The organism is Streptomyces sp. NBC_00984, from assembly GCF_045162475.1.
In the GTDB taxonomy this organism is placed as follows: Bacteria; Actinomycetota; Actinomycetes; order Streptomycetales; family Streptomycetaceae; genus Streptomyces.
In genome coordinates this window covers 223,328-241,028 of the sequence record NZ_CP108735.1, presented here as the reverse complement: position 1 = coordinate 241,028, position 17,701 = coordinate 223,328, and the positions used below count along the sequence as shown (strand labels likewise).

13 protein-coding genes and 5 pseudogenes are annotated in these 17,701 nt (G+C 67.8%); 13 read left to right on the top strand and 5 right to left on the bottom strand.

Annotated features, from left to right (window positions below):
• The first annotated feature begins 198 nt into the window (after nucleotides 1–198).
• The 4 genes and pseudogenes from OG520_RS40880 to OG520_RS40865 all read left to right on the top strand — a co-directional run bounded on the left by OG520_RS40880 (nucleotide 199) and on the right by OG520_RS40865 (nucleotide 4,773).
• A pseudogene (locus OG520_RS40880) lies at nucleotides 199–1,373 on the top strand (transposase).
• 332 nt (nucleotides 1,374–1,705) lie between these two features.
• Nucleotides 1,706–2,620, top strand: coding sequence for a serine protease (locus OG520_RS40875; RefSeq protein ID WP_331748030.1), 915 nt, complete (start codon nucleotides 1,706–1,708; stop codon nucleotides 2,618–2,620).
• 336 nt (nucleotides 2,621–2,956) lie between these two features.
• Complete coding sequence (locus OG520_RS40870; protein WP_331748028.1) at nucleotides 2,957–3,763, top strand: GyrI-like domain-containing protein; 807 nt, start codon at nucleotides 2,957–2,959, stop codon at nucleotides 3,761–3,763.
• Nucleotides 3,760–4,773 (top strand): BtrH N-terminal domain-containing protein, encoded by a 1,014-nt coding sequence (locus OG520_RS40865; protein WP_331748026.1) that lies wholly within the window; start codon nucleotides 3,760–3,762, stop codon nucleotides 4,771–4,773. The genes OG520_RS40870 and OG520_RS40865 overlap by 4 nt, the downstream gene beginning before the upstream one ends.
• 56 nt (nucleotides 4,774–4,829) lie before the next feature.
• Here OG520_RS40865 and OG520_RS40860 read toward each other — a convergent pair.
• Both OG520_RS40860 and OG520_RS40855 read right to left on the bottom strand, forming a co-directional pair.
• Nucleotides 4,830–4,949: pseudogene (locus tag OG520_RS40860) on the bottom strand (DUF2255 domain-containing protein); the annotation flags it as partial.
• Between the two features lie 119 nt (nucleotides 4,950–5,068).
• Nucleotides 5,069–6,097 (bottom strand): aldo/keto reductase, encoded by a 1,029-nt coding sequence (locus tag OG520_RS40855; protein WP_331748024.1) that lies wholly within the window; start codon nucleotides 6,095–6,097, stop codon nucleotides 5,069–5,071.
• Between the two features lie 148 nt (nucleotides 6,098–6,245).
• Between OG520_RS40855 and OG520_RS40850 the strand changes: the two genes are divergently transcribed.
• Together OG520_RS40850 and OG520_RS40845 are read left to right on the top strand one after the other, a co-directional pair.
• Nucleotides 6,246–6,830, top strand: coding sequence for a TetR/AcrR family transcriptional regulator (locus OG520_RS40850; protein WP_331748022.1), 585 nt, complete (start codon nucleotides 6,246–6,248; stop codon nucleotides 6,828–6,830).
• Nucleotides 6,831–7,136: 306 nt separating this feature from the next.
• Nucleotides 7,137–7,568, top strand: a pseudogene (locus OG520_RS40845) (hypothetical protein); the annotation flags it as partial.
• Here the strand turns inward: OG520_RS40845 and OG520_RS40840 are convergent.
• Nucleotides 7,552–8,316: an alpha/beta hydrolase gene (locus OG520_RS40840; protein WP_331748020.1), complete on the bottom strand. Its 765-nt coding sequence runs from the start codon at nucleotides 8,314–8,316 to the stop codon at nucleotides 7,552–7,554. The pseudogene OG520_RS40845 and the gene OG520_RS40840 overlap by 17 nt on opposite strands.
• Nucleotides 8,317–8,754: 438 nt before the next feature.
• On the opposite strand from OG520_RS40840, the gene OG520_RS40835 reads away from it, so the two are divergent.
• The 6 genes and pseudogenes from OG520_RS40835 to OG520_RS40810 all read left to right on the top strand — a co-directional run.
• Complete coding sequence (locus tag OG520_RS40835) at nucleotides 8,755–9,087, top strand: hypothetical protein (RefSeq protein ID WP_331748018.1); 333 nt, start codon at nucleotides 8,755–8,757, stop codon at nucleotides 9,085–9,087.
• A 65-nt stretch (nucleotides 9,088–9,152) separates the two neighbouring features.
• Nucleotides 9,153–10,250: a MerR family transcriptional regulator gene (locus tag OG520_RS40830; protein ID WP_331749512.1), complete on the top strand. Its 1,098-nt coding sequence runs from the start codon at nucleotides 9,153–9,155 to the stop codon at nucleotides 10,248–10,250.
• Between the two features lie 589 nt (nucleotides 10,251–10,839).
• Nucleotides 10,840–11,247 (top strand): Rid family hydrolase, encoded by a 408-nt coding sequence (locus tag OG520_RS40825; protein WP_331748016.1) that lies wholly within the window; start codon nucleotides 10,840–10,842, stop codon nucleotides 11,245–11,247.
• A 156-nt stretch (nucleotides 11,248–11,403) separates the two neighbouring features.
• Complete coding sequence (locus OG520_RS40820; protein ID WP_331748014.1) at nucleotides 11,404–12,825, top strand: transposase; 1,422 nt, start codon at nucleotides 11,404–11,406, stop codon at nucleotides 12,823–12,825.
• Between the two features lie 99 nt (nucleotides 12,826–12,924).
• Nucleotides 12,925–13,572, top strand: coding sequence for a TIGR03086 family metal-binding protein (locus tag OG520_RS40815; protein ID WP_406016724.1), 648 nt, complete (start codon nucleotides 12,925–12,927; stop codon nucleotides 13,570–13,572).
• 323 nt (nucleotides 13,573–13,895) lie between these two features.
• Nucleotides 13,896–14,114 (top strand): annotated as a pseudogene (locus OG520_RS40810) (IS256 family transposase); the annotation flags it as partial.
• On the opposite strand, the pseudogene OG520_RS40805 reads toward OG520_RS40810, so the two are convergent.
• Nucleotides 14,115–14,321: pseudogene (locus OG520_RS40805) on the bottom strand (ISAzo13-like element transposase-related protein); the annotation flags it as partial.
• 294 nt (nucleotides 14,322–14,615) lie between these two features.
• Here OG520_RS40805 and OG520_RS40800 point away from each other — a divergent pair.
• Nucleotides 14,616–17,105, top strand: coding sequence for a hypothetical protein (locus OG520_RS40800; protein WP_406016723.1), 2,490 nt, complete (start codon nucleotides 14,616–14,618; stop codon nucleotides 17,103–17,105).
• 193 nt (nucleotides 17,106–17,298) lie between these two features.
• Here OG520_RS40800 and OG520_RS40795 read toward each other — a convergent pair whose 3' ends face one another.
• Nucleotides 17,299–17,529: a DUF6174 domain-containing protein gene (locus OG520_RS40795; protein ID WP_406016783.1), complete on the bottom strand. Its 231-nt coding sequence runs from the start codon at nucleotides 17,527–17,529 to the stop codon at nucleotides 17,299–17,301.
• Between the last annotated feature and the right edge of the window lie 172 nt (nucleotides 17,530–17,701).

The following is a 17,701-nucleotide window of genomic DNA, read 5'->3' as shown; positions in this document are numbered from 1 at the left end:
GCCATCGAGTTCAACTCGCAGCTGGCATGCTCGGGCCAAAATATGCGGCATGGCCGAACCCGTACGCGTGCGCGAGATGGACGATGAGGAGGGTCGGTGCCTGCTGCGGATCATCCGAAGCGGCACCGGCTCGGTGGTCACCTGGCGGCGGGCCCCACCGGACAGGGGTCAGCGACCAGACCCGGTCCAAGGAGCCTCGTGACCGTCACCGGCATGCCCCAGCCGACGCTGCACGCACAGCGAGTCCCGGGCTCGGTGGAGGAGGTGATCCTGGGAGTGGACACCCACAAAGACGTCCATGTCGCCGCTGTCATCACTTCCTTGGGCGCCTCGCTCGCCCACCAGGAGTTCCCGGCAACCGCTGCTGGACATCGCCAACTGCTGGCCTGGGGACGGTCGTTCGGCGTCCTGTATCGGGCCGGCGTCGAGTGCACCGGATCCTACGGAACCGCGCTGACGCGGTCCCTGCGCCGGGAAGGCGTCAGCGTCGTGGAAGTCGACCAGCCCGACCGTGCCACCCGGCGCAAGCGCGGGAAGACGGATGCGGTCGACGCGGACGCGGCTGCCTGTGCAGTGTTGTCAGGACGCGCCACCACCGTGCCGAAGAGCGCGGACGGCCCGCAGCGGACATGCGGGTACTGCGGCTGGCCAAGGAATCAGCGGTCAAGGCCCGTACCCAGGCGTTGAACCAGCTCAAGGCCGTCCCGCCGGCCATGGTGCCGGCGGACGTCGGCTACGGCGACACGGTCGCGTTCCGGCTGGGCCTGAACCCGCGCGGTCTGCGCCACGTGGTCGGCATTTCCATCACGCTCACCGCCCACCAGGCCGCCGCCAGTCCGGTCACCCCGTCGTACAACGGCATCGGACGGCGGCCGGTCGCCAGGTATCCGGACCCGGCCCTCAGCGTGCAGGCGCCGGCCATCGAGGCGGGCCGTGGTTCGGCCAAGCCGGTGTTCTGGTGCGAGGGCTCACACCCGGGCAAGGGCCGCACCGGCTTGAAGCGCATGTATGCGCGATTCGTCGCCCTGCGGATCCGCCCGGCAGGACGCTAGATCAGCGATGCCATCGAAGGTGTTGAACTGGCCGAGTGCCGACTGCTGGCCGAGTGGCCCGCCAAAGAGGCCGAGCCGGTGCAGTGCTGGCTCTCCGACCTGCCCGCCGACACCCCGCTGACCATCCTGGTCCGCCTGGCCAAGCTCAGCCGGCGCATCGAGCACGATTACCGGGAGATGAAACAGGCCCTGGGGCTTGCCCACTTCGAGGGCCGCACCTTCAATGGCCGGCACCACCACGTCACCCCCGCTTCCCTCGCCCACGCCTTCTGCACCTTGCGGAGGCCGGCCCGCGCCCCCAAAGACACGGCACCGGCCTGACCCTTTACCGGATCGTCCGCGAGCTGCAGTTGCTCCTCGTCACCTGGGCCGGCGCATGCCCCACCTGTCACCGCGACATACCTACACCGATGCCGACCTGACCAAGCCCTCCTAGGGCACCGGAGCCAACTCAAGGCGCCGGAACGGTCGGCCGTTGTGTGCCCATGACCAAGGAAGACAGTCCCGGTGAGGTGGCTGTCAAGGGAGCGAATAGAGCCAGGACGGAGCTGCGGGGTAGCGGAGAACTTGGCTGTACGCCGACAATGCGGTCACCCTTCACCGTCCAGGGGCCACCGGGCTTCCGGACCGAACCGAGAGGACCGACCACCACCATGCGCAAGCCTCTCCTCGCCACTCTCACCGCCGTTGCCCTCGGTGCCGCCGCCTTGATAGGCACCACCGGCACGGCAGCCGCAGCACCCAACCGCGTGAGCGGAGCGACCCCCACTGCCGCGACGGCCGCCGTGCGCCCTGACAGTACGCCTGCCTCGGTGACAGCCTCCTCCTTCGCCGGCACTGTGGCGCTCAGTAACTGCTCAGGCTCCCTGATCCGCATGCCGAACTCGCAGGCGACGGACCCAGGACTGGTCATGACGAACGGCCACTGCCTCGAAACCGGCCTCCCGAGCGCAGGCCAGGTCATCACCAACCAGTCCTCCACCCGCAGCTTCACGCTGCTCAACGCCTCGGCCGGCACCGCCGGAACGCTCAAGGCGAACAAAGTCGTCTACGCGACGATGACCGACACGGACGTCACGCTCTACCAACTGACCAGGACCTACGCCCAGATACAGCAGTCCACGGGAATCGCGCCGCTGACGCTGTCCGCGACCCACCCGGTGCAGGGGCACGCGATCGACGTGGTCTCCGGCTACTGGAAGCGGGTCTACTCCTGCTCCGTCGACGGATTCGCGTACCGTCTGAAGGAGGACCAGTGGACATGGAAGGACGCCGTCCGCTACACCCCGGAATGCCAGGTCATCGGGGGCACCTCGGGTTCCCCGGTCATCGACACGACGACCGGGCAGGTCACGGCGATCAACAACACCATTAACGAGAACGGCGAAAGCTGCACCCTTGACAACCCCTGCGAGGTAAACGAGCAGGGAGCCGTCACCATCCGCCAGGGAACCGGATACGCCCAGGAGACCTATGGCATCCCCGCCTGCTTCACGACGGGCAACAAGCTCAACCTGTCGGCCACGGGCTGCACGCTCGCGAAGCCGACAGTGGTAGCGGCACGCTGAGTTGACACCTGAGGGGGCAAGCAAAGCTCGTCCACGGCCAGTGACCGCCCGGCCACCCTCGCCCCCCGGCTCCACCGGGCGGCACCGACCGGGAACCCAGCCCGGTAGACCGCCGGAGTACCGGACGGTCAGGCGTCCGCTCGCGGCGACGCGGTCGGGCATCGGGCCGCCCACCATGCCGTGTCCGGATTTCTCCATACGCCGCGTCGCTGCCAAGGGACTGTGCCCGCTGTGTGACCCGTACGCCCGAAACGATGACGGTAGCGAATAGGACGTCCTTGAGCCCGTTGAGGCAGTGCTGGACTCTCCCATCGTGGGAGAGTCCACCATGACGGTGTGCAAGATGAACTTCTCACCATCGGGCGCTTCGCCCGCGTGTGCCGCCTCAGCGTCAAACAGCTACGGCACTACGACGAAATAGAACTGTTGGCCCCGGTCCGCGTAGACGTCAGCTCGGGCTACCGCTATTACGCACCCGAACAGGCGCGTGATGCCCTGACCATCGCCCTGCTCCGCGAGATGGACCTTCCCTTGGCTGTGATCGCCCAGGCGCTGACTGCCGAGCCTGAGCGCAGGGCACAGATCCTGCACGCTGAGCGGGACCGGCTGGCCGAGCGGATCAGCAGGGACCAGGCCCGGCTGGAGATGCTGGAGCGGCTGGCCGAGGGCGGTCTGCCCGGCTATGAGGTGACGGTGAACAGAGAGCCGGAGCGACGGCTGGCAGTGGTGCGAGCGGTCTGCACCCCTGCGGAGATCGGAGGCAAGGTCGAGGAGTGCGTAGGCCGACTGCTGCCCGTGCTCGGTAGGACGGGAATCGCATGGGAGCCGCCGCTGTGGGGGCTGTACCCGCTGGATCTGGAAGAGCGGATGGAGATCACCGTCGGAGCGCAGACCCCGCAGGGAGAAGGCATGCCCGGCCTGGAATTTGAGGTGCTGCCCGGCGGACTCGTTGCCGAGACCATGCACATCGGGCCCTACGCGCAACTGCCTTTGGCCTACAACGCGCTCTTCGCCGCCATCCACGAGCGCGGACTACGCCCGCAAGCACCCGTACACGAGGCGTATCTCGTCGGACCGGCAGAGGCACCGCAAGAAGAACTGATGACCCGACTGATCATCCCCGTCCAGGAGAGCATGGCATGACCGCGATAATAGACATCGATGCCCGCGGTACGCAGCACTGCGAGACGACAGCCCTGGGGGTGCTGCTGCGGCACCAAGGACTTGATCTGTCCGAGCCCATGCTGTTCGGCCTCGGCTCTGGTCTGTCCTTCATCTACTGGGACGGCAAGAACATGGGTTTCCCCTTCCTCGGGGGACGGGTCAAGCCTTTCGACCTCACCAGAAATCTGGCCACCAGACTCGGGCTGGAGCTCCTGGTCAAGGAGACCACCTCCCCGCGCAAGGCATGGGACAACGTGGTGGCCTCCATCGACGCCGGCCGCCCGGTCGGGCTGCAGCTCGACAGCTACTACCTGGACTACTTCGGCTCGAAGGTCCACTTCGGTGGCCACGTCCTGGCCATGTACGGCTACGACGACCACAACGCCTACCTGGTGGACACCGACCAGCAAGGCGGAGCGGTATCCACCAGCCTGACCAGCCTCGCCCAGGCCAGGGCCGCGCGCGGCCCGATGACCGCCAAGCACCGCTCCTTCACCCTCACCGTACCGAGGAACCCGCCCTCCCCACAGGGCCAGATCATCCCCGCCATCACCGCCTGCGCCGACGCCTTCCTCAACCCGCCCATTGCCAACCTCGGCCACCGAGGCGTTGAGAAGGCGAGCAAGCTGGTGCGTACATGGTTCCAGCGCACCGACGCCCCGCAGCGGGACCTGCCGCAGGCTGCCCGCTTGATGGAGAAGGCCGGCACCGGCGGCGCCCTGTTCCGTAACCTCTACCGCGACTTCCTCGCCGAATGCGCCAATCTGCTCGACAGCAGCCATCTGCGCACCGGCCACACGCTGTACACCGAGGCAGCCGGCCTGTGGACGGAAGCGGCAGCACTGATCAAGAAAGCTGGCGATTCGGGCAATGCGCAGTGGCTCGTCCAGGCCGGCTCGGTCCTCGACGATCTTTCACGTATAGAGCGAGAGGCCATGCAGGCGCTGAGCTGCCTGGGGAGTGAGACCCCAAGAGTGATCCAGCCCTGACAGCCTTCGTCGGTGACAGGGGTGAACGTCGCCGGGCCTTCGTAGTCGGCGGCGCGGACGATGCCGGCGCGTTCACACATGGCGGCGGCGAACCAGCGAGAGCTGGGGTTCGCGGAGCGGACGAAGATGCTGTGGTGGGCGACGACGGACCAGACCCAGATCAGGGTTCCGGGCATCGCACCGTCTTCACGGTAGGGGCGACATGCAGATCGGCGGTGGAGGCAACCGTCTTGAGGGTCTGCGGCGACCAGGTGGACATGACGACAGCTCGCTTCCTGCAGGGAGGGGATTTGGGTCAGGAAGCGCGGCGTCGCAGCGCGGGATTTGTGATTGAGGGCGCGGGAGTCGGGTTCTTCTCCTGTGCAGCAAGGTCCACTCCGGGTGCCACGATGGCATCGATGGCGTCGAGGATCTCTGCGGACAGGGTGGTGTCAGCGGCGGCCAGTTGGGAGTGCAGGTGGTCCATGGTCCTGGGGCCGATCAGGGCGCTGGTGACTGCCGGGTGGGCGGTCACGAAGCCGAGCGCCATCTGGATCATGGTGATGCCGGACTCGCCGGCGAGCGTGGCCAGCTTCTCGACGGCGTCCATCTTGGCCCGGTTCTCCGGAACGGAGACGTCGAAGCGCTGAGGCATGAATGCGGACCTGCTCGTGGTGACCTCGCGGCCCTCGCGCACAGCGCCGGTCAGCCAGCCGGACGCCAGCGGGCTCCACACGAGCACCCCGAGGCCGTACTCCTCGGCGAGGGGCAGCACCTCGCTTTCCGCACCGCGTTGCAGGATCGAGTAGTTCGGCTGCTCGGTGACATAGCGACCCAGCCGGTGCTCGCGGGCAGCCCACTGGGCCTGCACGAGCCGGTACGCGGGGAACGTCGAGGTGCCGAAGTAGCGGATCTTTCCGGCGCGCTGGAAGTCGGTGAGCGCCGCGAGTGTCTCCTCGTCGCTGGTCCACGGGTCCCAGCGGTGGACCTGGTAGAGATCGATGTGGTCGACGCCGAGCCGTCGCAGGCTGTCATCGAGGGCCTGGGCGAGCCAGCGACGCGAGGCCCCCTGGTGGTTGCGCTCCTCGCTCATGGGCAGAGCGGCCTTCGTGGCGAGCACGACGTCATCACGGCGCGCGGCGATCGCCTTGCCGACCATCTCCTCCGACTGCCCACGGCTGTACATGTCGGCGGTGTCGATGAGGTTGATCCCGGCGTCCAGGGCGGCGCCGACGATCTGGTCGACATCGTCCTGGGTGGTGCGGCCGAGCGCGCCGAAGTTCATCGCGCCCAGCGCCAGCGAACTTATCTGAACACCGGTGCGTCCCAGTGTGCGGTACTGCATTGTCGTCCTCCGGAATCAGGTCCCGGCCCTTGGTCACCGAAGAGTGACAGGAACGGGAATGTGGCAGGATCGAAGCGGAACCTTGTTCCGTTTCGACGATACGGAACATGGATCCGTTTTTGCAAGCGAACGAGACAGGGATCGCGGTATGCCAGGTGACAAGCAGGAACAGGGATCGTCCCGACGTCGGGTGGATGTCATACGCAATGAGCAGGCCCTGCTCGGTGCGGCGGCAGCCACGTTCGCCGCGCACGGAGTGGACGCGCCTGTGCGCGCCATCGCGGCACGGGCCGGTATAGGGATCGGCACTGTCTACCGCCACTTCCCTACGCGTGCCGACCTGGTCATCGCCGTGTATCGGCACCAGGTGGACTCGTGCGCCGAAGCCGGACCGGTTCTGCTGGCCTCCGCCGGCTCGCCCCACGCCGCCCTGAAGCAGTGGATCGACCTGTTCGTCGACTTCCTGGTCACCAAGCATGGGCTCGCCGAGGCACTGCAGTCCGACAGCGCGCGCTTTGAGACCCTGCACGCCTACTTCCTCGACCGCATGGTCCCCGCGTGCGCGGCGTTGCTTGAGGCAGCCGTGCAGGAAAATGAGGCTCCCGCGGACGTCACCGCGTACTCACTCCTGCGCGGCATCGGCAATCTGTGCATCGGAGCCGATTCCCAGTACAACGCGCGCCGCCTCGTCGACCTGCTGGTCATGGGACTGAGGCAGCAAGGCGCCACCTGAAGTATCCAAGGGCTGCCATTCACGCACTGGCCGGACATGCTGCGTGTGCCCGGCGCCCTGATCGGCCAAGTCGGCCCCACTGAGCGACGTGCAGCGCGCGAACATCAGCCGCCGCACTGCCGAGCGCGTTTTTGGCCCGTAGGGGTTCGATGTGCAAGGAGCGACGGTTCCAGGGCCTGTCTGGCGTCGTGATCAGTGATCAGTGCGGTCTGTTTCGGACCCGAGGGGCACGCCGAGCTGGTAGAACGCTGCGGTGACGCGACGTGAACTGAGCGATGGTGAGTGGGAACTGATGGAGCCGCCGCGGTGCTGGAGACGGTCAGGGTACGCGGACCGGTGGGCCGTCCGCGCAACCGACCGGACGCGGTAGCTGCCGATAAGGCGTACTCCTCGCGGGCGAGCCGCGCCTGCCTGCGCAGGCGCGGGATCAAAACGGTCATCCCGGAGAGGGACGATCAGGCCGCGAACCGCAAGAAGCGTGGCAGGGACGGCGGTCGGCCGGTGGCCCATGACGCTGAGCGGTACAAGGAGCGCAACACGGTGGAACGCTGCATCAACAAGATCCGGGCATGACGGGGCCTGGCCACGCGCTACGACAAGACGCCCGCGGGCTACATGGCGGGGCTCCGGCTACGCGGATCCATGATCTGGATACGCAGCCTCAACCCGGGCCGCGGTAGCGGCGCCCGATGGGCAGACCGGACGCCGCTGCCGATCACCTTCAGGCCGGTGAGGTGACCGCCCGGCCAAGATGCCGGGCGAAGAACCGGACCGCGCTGTCGGCCTCGAACCTGGGGAAGTCGAAGTGCTTGCCCGCGTTGGCGTGCAACGTCTTCTCCTTCGAGGCGAAGGCGTCGAACAGCGCGAGGCTGGCCTCGCGCGGGATGCGCTCGTTGTCCCACTGCAGGCCGAACTCGATCGGGATGGTGATCTGCTTCGCCGTCTCGACCAGGGCATCGGGCCACATCAGGCCGAAGACCGCGGCCGTGATCCTGGGCTCGACCGCCACCAGCGGCACCCCGATCGCGGTGCCCAGGCCGATGCCGAAGTAGCCCACCGACCCATCGGCGCCGATCTCCGGAAGTTCCTGAAGGGCGTCCAGGGTCGCCTGCCACTCGGGCACGGCGAGCTCCGCCAGGCGGGCGTTGTAACAGACGACGATCGGGCCTTCCGGCTTGCCCGCCGCCTGCGCCTTGCGCAGCTGGGCGATCTCCTGCTCGTCGCGCGCGGTGCGCGGCCGGTCGCCGTGACCGGGCGCGTCGATGACGGCGACCTGGAAGCCGCAGCCGGTCACGAGAAGGTGGGCGCGGCCGGCCATCGCCGGATGCTTCTTGTGGGTGCCGCCGCCGTGGCCCATCAGGACCAGGGGCGCGCGATCGGCGCCGGAGGCCGGCGACCAGAGAACCCCGGGGACCTCGCCCGCGATGAAGTCGCGCTCGACCATGCCGTTCGACGACGACTCGGTGGTGAACTGCAGAGAGTGCATAGGTGTTGCCTTTCGGGAGTGCCTTGTTGTCGAGGCGCTCCCGGCGACACCTACGTCAATCGCCGGCCGTGACGGGAAGGGGGAGCCCCCACGTCGATACAGCGTTCATGGGTCTCACCTCCTCGGGCGGCGTCACGGTCAGCTGCAAGTTATAAGCCCGAGCATCATCCCGTCCAATCCTTTTCCCCGCCGCGTGATCACGACTCCAGACAGGCCCTAATCGTCGCAGTCGTTTCCGACTCGCCCGAGCAGAAGGGACGCCGGAGCGACACGGTTTGCCGTGTCCACTGGCGTTGGACCCGGCCGATCTCCGCGGGCGCGACATTGTCGACTGCGGCGTTTGCGCGGTGAGGCTCACTGCTGACGGGAATACAGAATCTCTCGCTGAGTTCACCGTCGGCTCCCGGCCTGAGACGACCGATGAGGGCCGGTGCGTACGTGCGCACGCATCCCTTGCAGGCGGAAGACCGGCATGCCAAGGTCGACCAACTGCGGCCGACCATCGGTCGGAGCCCGCTTGAGGCTGTTGAGCTTGGCCATCGCAGCATCGAAGCTGACCTGGAGACCCTCGACCTCCCCGAGCCAGCCGTTGGCGCGGGCCTCGCGGATGCGTTCTCGGAGGTTCTGGTTGATCTCGATGAGGCGTGGCCTCTGGCGGGGATCCGTCCGGAGGACGGGCAGCGGATGCAGGCTTCTCTGAACCAGACGATCGCTCTGGCTTGCAGGAGTCGCCTCGGACCGCTGCTTCGCGTTCGGCTCTTGCTGCCGTGAGTGAGGCTCTTGACCCTCACGTGGCGTCAGGCTGCATAGTCGGTGCCGTGGAGGATTACTGGACCGTGGGACGTGTGGCCGAGCTGGCCGGCGTGAGCGTCCGCACGCTGCATCACTATGACGAGATCGGGCTCGTTCGACCGTCGGCGCGGACCGTGGCCGGGTACCGGGCCTATTCGGCGGGCGACGTGGAGCGGCTGCGGGAGGTGCTGGCCTATCGGCGGTTGGGCTTCGGGCTGCGGGAGGTTGCGGAACTGGTCGGCGACCCGTCCACCGACGCGGTCGCGCACCTGCGCCGACTGCGCGGCCTGCTGCTGGAGCGGCGTGATCGCGCTGACGCCATGGTGGCGGCCATCGACAAGGAACTTGAGGCACGGGCGAAGGGACGGAAGGTGACACCGGAGGAGCAACTGGAGATGCTCGGTGCACGGCTGTACGACGCGATTGGCGGCGCCTACACCGCGACACGGCGTACCGAGCCGCGGATCGCCGCGCAGATCTGGGACGCGCTCGGGGACGCGCAGACGGTGCTGAACGTCGGCGCCGGCACCGGCTCCTACGAGCCTGCTGATCGCGACGTGACCGCGGTGGAGCCATCGGCGGTCATGCGGGGGCAACGGCCTGCCGGCTCAGCGCCGTGCGTGGCCGCCGCCGCGGAGAGCCTGCCGTTCGAGGACCACTCCTTCGACGTCGCGATGGCCGTCTCCACCGTTCACCACTGGGGGGACCCGATAGCGGGGCTGCGCGAGATGCGGCGCGTGGCCCGCCGCGTGGTGGTGCTCACGTTCGACACCGACGAGCCCGGATGGCAGGACCGGTTCTGGCTTACCCGCGACTACCTGCCCGAGTTCGCTGCCGTCCTCGCGGAATTTCCCTCGCTTGCGGGGATGGCCGACGCGATCGGCGCCCGCGCTGAACCGGTGCCCATCCCGTGGGACTGCGCTGACGGCCTGTTCGAGGCGTACTGGCGCCGGCCCGGGGCGTATCTGGAGGATCACGTGCGCCGTGCCATGTCGGTGTGGACGAGGGTCGGGCCGGAGGCCGAGCAGCGGGCGGTACGAAGCCTCAGCGACGACCTCGACTCCGGCCAGTGGGCCGAGCGCAACAGCGACCTTGCCGACCTCGACGCGGTAGATCTCGGCCTCCGCCTGCTCATAGCTTGAACCGCGTCGCAGCGGCAGTGTCATGGCGGCTCCTGGACGGCCCGCCGGTCATGCGCGGCGCTGAGCGGGCATGGCGCTGTGGACAGGACAGGGCGGAATGGGACATGACGAGACACGACAGGACAGGACCGGCGGCGCGACCCGGCATACCCGGGTCGATCACCCGCGAGCTCCGCTGGTCGATCCGCGCAAGCTTGTCCTCCGCTCCGGCGAGGCTGATTCGCAGACCTTCGATCTCGCCGAGCCATCCTTCGCGTTCGGCTTCGGCGATACGGGCGAGCAGGTTGTCCCGGTGATCCCTCCACCGACCTCCGCGTGCACCACCAGGAGGTTGGAACGACTTCAGCCGGTCCCACTCCGCATTTGTCGGATCCCCACGGCCCACGCAGCCAGTCTGACCCCAACACCTCGCTCAGGTCAGGAGAACCGAGAAACAGTGCCTGGTGCCGCATCAGGCAACCATCGCCGTGTCGGGTGCCTCGACAGCCGTCAGCTTGCCTGATGCGGCTCACCAGCACGTAATTGATGGTGCGTGGTGTGTCGGTACCTGAGAGCATGACTGCTCTCACACGCACCGAAGGGAACTGCCGTGGCCCGTGCCATCACCCTGATCCGTTCCAGCTCGCTGTCCGACGTCGCCGAGTACGCCTACGCGGCCACCGCGCCGGCCGAATCGCGTTTGATCTTCCTCGCCGGGGCATGCCCGCTGAACGAAGACGGGTCCACGGCAGCTATCGGGGACTATGCGGGGCAGACAGCGAAAGCCGTTGAGAACATGCGGATTGCGCTGACCGAGGCTGGTGCATCGGTCGAGGACGTCATCAGCACCCGAGTGCTCGTCGCGTCAACCAGGCAGGCAGATCTGGTGGTCGCCTGGGAGGTAGTCCGGGACGCGTTCGGTGACCACGACGTCCCCAGCACCCTGATCGGAGTCACCGTGCTCGGCTACGAGGACCAGCTCGTAGAGATCGAAGCCGTCGCCGCCGTGCTCGACTGAGGGCTGTCCCGTAATCCCTGGCGGGACAGCCCTTAGCTTGCGATTTTAGGACGCGAAGATCGTTTAGGTTGGGGTTCTGCTGTTCGCCGGACATGGGAACGGCCTTCGGGTGACGCTGGGTTCTCGCCAGAGATCCAGCTGCACCAGAAGGCCGTGATGGACAGTCTGCAAGACAGCCCTGCCCGCGTCGAGGCGTTGTCCGAGTTATCCAGGTTCCGTGCGGGTCTCCATGCCTGCTTCACCCGCCGCGGGGATGCCCTGTTCGAGTTGGCGGACGCGATGCTGTGCGCGCAGGGCCCGGTGCGATCACCGGTAGAGCTGTCCTTGGAGCCGGAGTTCCGCCGACGACACGGCTCTGTCTACGACGCCCTGGCCCATGGCCAGATAAGCAGTAGCCGCTTGCGGCACCTGCTGATCGGCCTGTCGGCCCCGGCCAGGGCAGGCGAGCCGCTGATGTTCGCGATCGACACCACTCCGCACGCGCGCCCCGACGCCGAGTACGCCGACGAGCGGACGATGGTGCAGGTCCGCGGCAAGGGAGGGGATCGCTGGCTGCCCGGCTGGCCCTACAGCCTGCTCGTCGGCATCCAGTGGGGGTCCTCCTCCTGGGTCGACCCCATCGAGGCACGCCGACTGCGGCCCGGCGAGGAGCACACCGACGTCACGATCGACCAGATCACCGGGCTGCTCAAAGACCTGACCGCGACCGGGAAGTGGCAGCCCGGCGACCCGCCGCCGCTGGTCCTGCTCGACGCTGGGAACTACGCAACCGACCTCACCCACGCCCTGGCCGGCCATGACGTGCAACTGCTGGTCCGGCTGCGCGCCACCCGGGTCTTCTACCTCGACCCCCCGCCCCGGCGACCGGGCCAGATGGGCGCGCCGCCGCGCCACGGCGCGGAGTTCTCCTGTTCCGACCCCGCCAAACGACACGCCCCCGACTTCGAACGCACCGTGGAGTCCGAGCTGTACGGCACCGTGACCGTCCGCGCCTGGAGCGGACTGCACCAAAAACTCGGCAGCACCGGCCGCTGGGCCAACTGGCCGCGGGACAAGCAGTTGCCGATCGTGCGCGGCACGGTCCTGCAAGTGGTCGTCGACCACCTGCCCGACGGCCGCAAGCCACCCAAGGACCTGTGGCTGTGGCACGCCGGCCCCGTTCCGGCCGACCCGGACCTGCTCTGGAAGGCCTACCTGCGGCGCTTCGACCAGGAGCACTTCCACCGCTTCGCCAAGTCCTATCTCGGGCTGGCCAGCGCGCACCTGAGCTCGGCGGCAGCCACCGACCGGTGGGTGTCCCTGGCCATGGGCGCCTACGCCCAACTACGCCTCGCCCGCCACCTCGTGGACGACCTGCGCCGCCCCTGGCACCCAAGACCGGACCCGGGTAAGTCCCTCAGCCCCTACAAGGTCCGCCTCGGCTTCCGCCGACTCCGCGCACGCATCGGCACACCCGCCGACTCGCCGAAACCCACCCGCCCCGGCCCAGGCCGCCCGAAAGGCTCGAAGAACCGCCCGAAATCCAAGCGACCGCCCTACCGCAAGAGCGAACGGACCACCAGTAAACACACAGAGTGACGACAGAAGCTAAAATCGCAAGCTTAGCCAAAACTTGGTGCGCTTCGGGCAAAGGCCGCCCCCGACAGGCATCGGTGGAGGCTGAGGCGCCTCAGAAATGTGTGGCCCAAAAACGGGGGCACGGCTAATGTCGCGGCCGTGGATATCAGAGAACTGGACCGCCGTGCCCTCGCCACCTTGGGAGCGGTTATCGCGCAGATTGGCCCGGATCATCTTCGTCTTCCAACGCCCTGTGCCGACTGGACACTGCACGGCCTGCTCCGCCACCAAGTGAGCGAGAACCTCGGCTTCGCAGCCGCCGCAGCAGGCGTCACCGGTGACATCCTGGTCTGGGACCAGGGCAACCTGGGTGGGGATCCCTACCAGGCCTACCTCGACTCGGCAGACGCCATGACCAAGGCGTTCGCCGAGGATGTCCTGGACCAGTCGCTCCAGATCAGGGAGTTCGGGTTCTTTCCCGGCCGGGTCGCGCTCGGTATGCATGTGCTCGACTGCGTAGTCCACGGCTGGGACGTCGCTCAGACCATCGGTGTTGCCTTCGATCCGGGCGCCGACCTCGTCCGCCACTCACTCAAGGTCGCGGCGCTGATCCCGACCGGAGCACCGTCCGGCGACCGGCCAAGGACTGCGTTCGCCCCGGCGGTCGATATCTCCGCGAGCTCTCCCGCCCTGGAGCGGCTGCTCGGACTCGTCGGCCGTCGTCCAGCGTTCGAGGTTGTGCAGCAAGTGGCGCCGGCAAGCGAGTAGACAAGACGTCGTGCGAACAGCTTCGGCAGCGCCTGCGCATCACGGTCGGGATCGCGGTACCAGTGGATGGAGGACTTGAGCGACCTGGTCAGGTGTCGGGCCTGTCGTCGGTGAGGCATCGTGGCCCGCAGTGCCCCTACCGACTGGACCGGCCGGATAGGGGCCCGGTCCGGCACAAACGGTGAAAGGGCCCAAATAGGGGAGCAACGCTCAGGACCTGCGGTTCGATTCCGGGAAGAACGCGGAGGGCGTACCTTCCCGAGTGATCCCGTGATGGTCATCGAGTAGGCCGACGTTGCGGCGTCGGTCGGGAAGGCGCGCCCGTGCTCGCGGTAGTCAATGCCGACAGTTCGACGCGGGGCGGCGCCCTGCTGGACGAGATCGTCCGTGAGGGTGCCGGGCGGATGCTGGAGGCCGCCCTGGAGGCCGAAGTCAACGCCTGTATAGCCGAGTTGGCTGGCGATCGGGACGAGAACGGGTGCCGTCTGGTGGTCCGTAACGGCTACCACCAGCCCCGGAAGGTCACCGCCGCCGGCGTCATCGACTTCGACCAGGTCGCCTTTCGGCCGCCACTGCCGTCCGGCGTTGGGCAGGTGGCCGAGCTGTTCCTTCTTCTTCGCATCGATGCTGATCACCGGCTGCCCGGCCGCCTGGTGTGCTGTGACCTGCTCGTAGATGTAGCGGAACTGGGCGTCCCGGTCGGGGTGTTGTCGCCCCTCAAGGGTCTTGGTGTTGGCCTGGAGGCTGAAGTGAGCTGTTCGAACTCCCCGGTTGCGGACACTGGCTCTACGCCGACGAACCGGAAGGGCTCGCGCAAGCCGTCCACTCATTCCTGGACCGCACAATGCGTCACTGACTCACAGTGACCACCAGCGTCGCAAGTGCGCCACCCGGCCTATGCTGCTGGATCTCTCCGCTCTAGGGTGTCGATGATTGACTCCTTGGCAGGGGGTGCCAGGAGTTTTCGTCAGTCGAGCGATGGGGAGGGCGGACTGATGCCTGGGACCTGGACGTGGAATGCACGAAGATCCGCAGGGGCGGGCGTGTGTGCGGTGGTGCTGGCGGGGGTGCTGATCGCGCCGGAAGCCATCGCGTCGGACGCGGGCCCAGGGACGGTGGGCCGGATCTCCGAGGCGAAGGGCACGACGGCCGAGAGCCTGCCCCAGGCAGTCGGTCTGGGGAACGGCGAGCGCGCCGAGATCGTCGGCGGCGACGTACGCATCACGGACGACGGCGGGCCACGCGGCAAGCGGTATGCCATCGCCTCCACGAACGGCACGCTGGCCCTGCGGCCGGCCGCGCTGCCGCAATCGGTGCCGGCCACCAGGGTTGCTCTGCCGAGAGGCACAGGGGCAGGGGCAGGGGCAGCGGCCGGGGCGAAGGCGGCGGCCACGTACTCCGTGAAGCTGACCATTACCAACGCCGACGTCGCGAGCAAGAGCTTCTACGTCTGGGACCGCAAGACCTGGGCGGGATACGCCGTCGACAGTGACGCCATCGGCCCGTCTTCGACCGTGAAGCTGCCGCCGGGCGACTACTTCTCGGTGGCGCTGCACAGCGACTGGCAACGGCCGAGCTACGTCCTCACACGCACCTTCAAGGTTGGCACGGCTGCCACCACCGTCACCTTCGACGAGCGGGCCGCCAAGGAGACCGGGATCCGGGTCGACGACACGACGGCTACCCGCGGCAGTTCCGCCGTGTGGATCTCCGTGCCCGGAGGTGGGTTGGCGGGCTTCGCGGGTTCGGGGGCGGACAAGGTGTACGTCACGCCGTTCTCGCAGCCGGGTGCTGCACTGCGGATCCACGACGTCCTCGCCCGCAAGGGCACCACAGCCGGCACACCCAGCCCCTATCGTTACGACCTCACGCACACGTTCCGGGACACCGTGCCCGCGTCGCCGATTGCGTCGGTGAACCGAGCAGCGCTCGCGAAGACGGTCATGCACGTCCGCGCTCCGGGCACAAGGACCACCGCCCTGCTGCAGACGGTCCCAAACCTCGGCGAGTCGACCGGCGTCTATCTGGGCTCACCCGTGCCGGTGGCCGGCTCGGTCACCGAATACGTCACCCCCGGCATCTCCTACAGCCGGTCACTGGACTACGGGACCGGTGACTACAGTCTTGCGCTGCCCGACCGTTCCCTGGTCGCCGGACCGGCGGCCGCCGAGACAGTCGGCGAGGCACCGCTGCAGCCGACCCGTCGCGTGTGGGGAGGGTCGCAGCGACAGGGCGACAAGATCTGGCTGTTCGAGCCGCACGGTGCCAGCGACGCCGCAGGGCACGCCGGCACGGACGGCCGGTCTGTCCTCTCGTACCGCCTGACCCGCAGCGGCGTCACCTACGCCGAGGCCACCGGTATGACGCCGCACCAGCAGTTGACAGCGATCGTGCCGTCCGGAACCGGGACGTACACACTCGACCAGACCACCAGCCACCGCGTGCCGTACCGGCGGCTGTCCACGACGGTACGCAACGAGTGGACCTTCACCTCCGCACGGGTCTCGACGGCGACCGAACTGCCTCTGATCGATGCCCAGGTGAAGCTCACGGGGCTCGACGCGTCCAACCGCGCCAGCGCCCCCACCCCGGTGCAGATCGCCGCCACCGCCACCACCCGCAACTCGGATGCGACGGAGACCATCACCGGCATCGAATACTCGCTGGACGACGGCACCACGTGGACAGGCCTGCCGCTCACCGACAACACGGCGACCCTCACGGTCCCGGCCACCGCGTCCTTCATCTCACTGAGAGTGTCCGCCACCGACGACAAGGGCGGCAGCGTACGCCGCACTATTGAGCGCGCCTTCGCCGGACCGCGTCCGCAAGGTGACGAGACAGCCGGATCCACCCGCATCTCCAACGTCGCCATCAACGGCGGAAAGGGCGTGGAGCTGACGAACGAGCCACTCCAGGAGTTCAAGGCAAAGTTCACCGCGACCGACCCGTCCGGCATCGCGGGTGGCGACATGTACCTCTACCACGGCTCGTACGACGCCCCGGACGGTATCCTCTACGGCACCTGGCCCGCGACCTGCACCAAAACCAATGCGACGACGGCCACGTGCGAGGCGCACTTCGCGTACATCGCACCCCGCTGGACACTCGGCCGCAACGCACTCGCGGGCACCTGGAAGCTGGCGTCCTGGGCGGAGTCCGCGGACGGCAGGAGTTACACCGATCTGCACGCCGCCAAGTCGGCGCTCCTGCAGCGCGACTCCACTCAGACGGTCAACGCCTCTCCCGAACCCGTGACCAAGGGCAAGACGCTCACCATCACCGGCAAGCTCGCGCGGGCCAACTGGGAGACCGGCAGCTACAACGGGTACACCGCGCAGCCTGTGAAGCTTCAGTTCCGCAAGAAGGGGGCGACGTCGTACACCACGGTGAAAACGGTGACGACGAACAGCACCGGCAACCTGAAGACCACGGTGACCGCATCGGCCGACGGGTACTGGCGCTACACCTTCGCCGGTACCACGACGACTCCGGCGGCCACGGCGGCGGGCGACTACGTGGACGTCCGCTGATTGCGCGCCGGTCGGGCGGACACCCCGGTGGGGGAGCCTTGTGGTCGGCCGCGGCGGCACCGGCCCCGCGGCTGACCACTGCCTCGAAGCGCTGACCGAGGAGAGCGACCACGTCCGTACATGGCCGATGGCTGCACACCGGACGGTGTGCAGCCATCGCTGCTTGCAGACCTGGACGTTTGGGGCGCGACGGTCAGGGAAGTTCGCGGTATTCGGTGATGAGGTAGTCGGCCTCGTCATCGATGGCATTCGCCAGCCAATCGATGTGAATCTCAGTGGGGTGTCCATCTGCGGCAAATACCGCCCTTGCGACATCAGCCTGGCCTGCACGGGCCTTCTGGACATCAGCGAGGAGACTGCCAAGCGTCGGGACATCCTGCGGATTCTCCTCGACGGTACGCCGGGCCGGCTCGTCGAGGCCGATCGCCTTGATGACCTTCCCGTTCCCGACGGTGATCCGGTAGTTTCCAAGGCCGCCCCGCTCTCCGGACTAGGAGAGAAGCCGGAAAGAATACCGATCCGGTTCGGACCATCGGGCTGCCTTTGCCTTGGCACCGTCCCCGGCGGCGGCCGGTGTGGACCCTGCGTCGCAGCCG

Excerpts from the sequence above, each read along its gene's own strand:
- OG520_RS40875 (WP_331748030.1), top strand. The coding sequence starts at position 1,706 with ATGCGCAAGCCTCTCCTCGCCACTCTCACCGCCGTTGCCCTCGGTGCC.
- OG520_RS40865 (WP_331748026.1), top strand. The coding sequence starts at position 3,760 with ATGACCGCGATAATAGACATCGATGCCCGCGGTACGCAGCACTGCGAG.
- OG520_RS40855 (WP_331748024.1), bottom strand. The coding sequence starts at position 6,097 with ATGCAGTACCGCACACTGGGACGCACCGGTGTTCAGATAAGTTCGCTG.
- OG520_RS40850 (WP_331748022.1), top strand. The coding sequence starts at position 6,246 with ATGCCAGGTGACAAGCAGGAACAGGGATCGTCCCGACGTCGGGTGGAT.
- OG520_RS40840 (WP_331748020.1), bottom strand. The coding sequence starts at position 8,316 with ATGCACTCTCTGCAGTTCACCACCGAGTCGTCGTCGAACGGCATGGTC.
- OG520_RS40820 (WP_331748014.1), top strand. The coding sequence starts at position 11,404 with ATGGACAGTCTGCAAGACAGCCCTGCCCGCGTCGAGGCGTTGTCCGAG.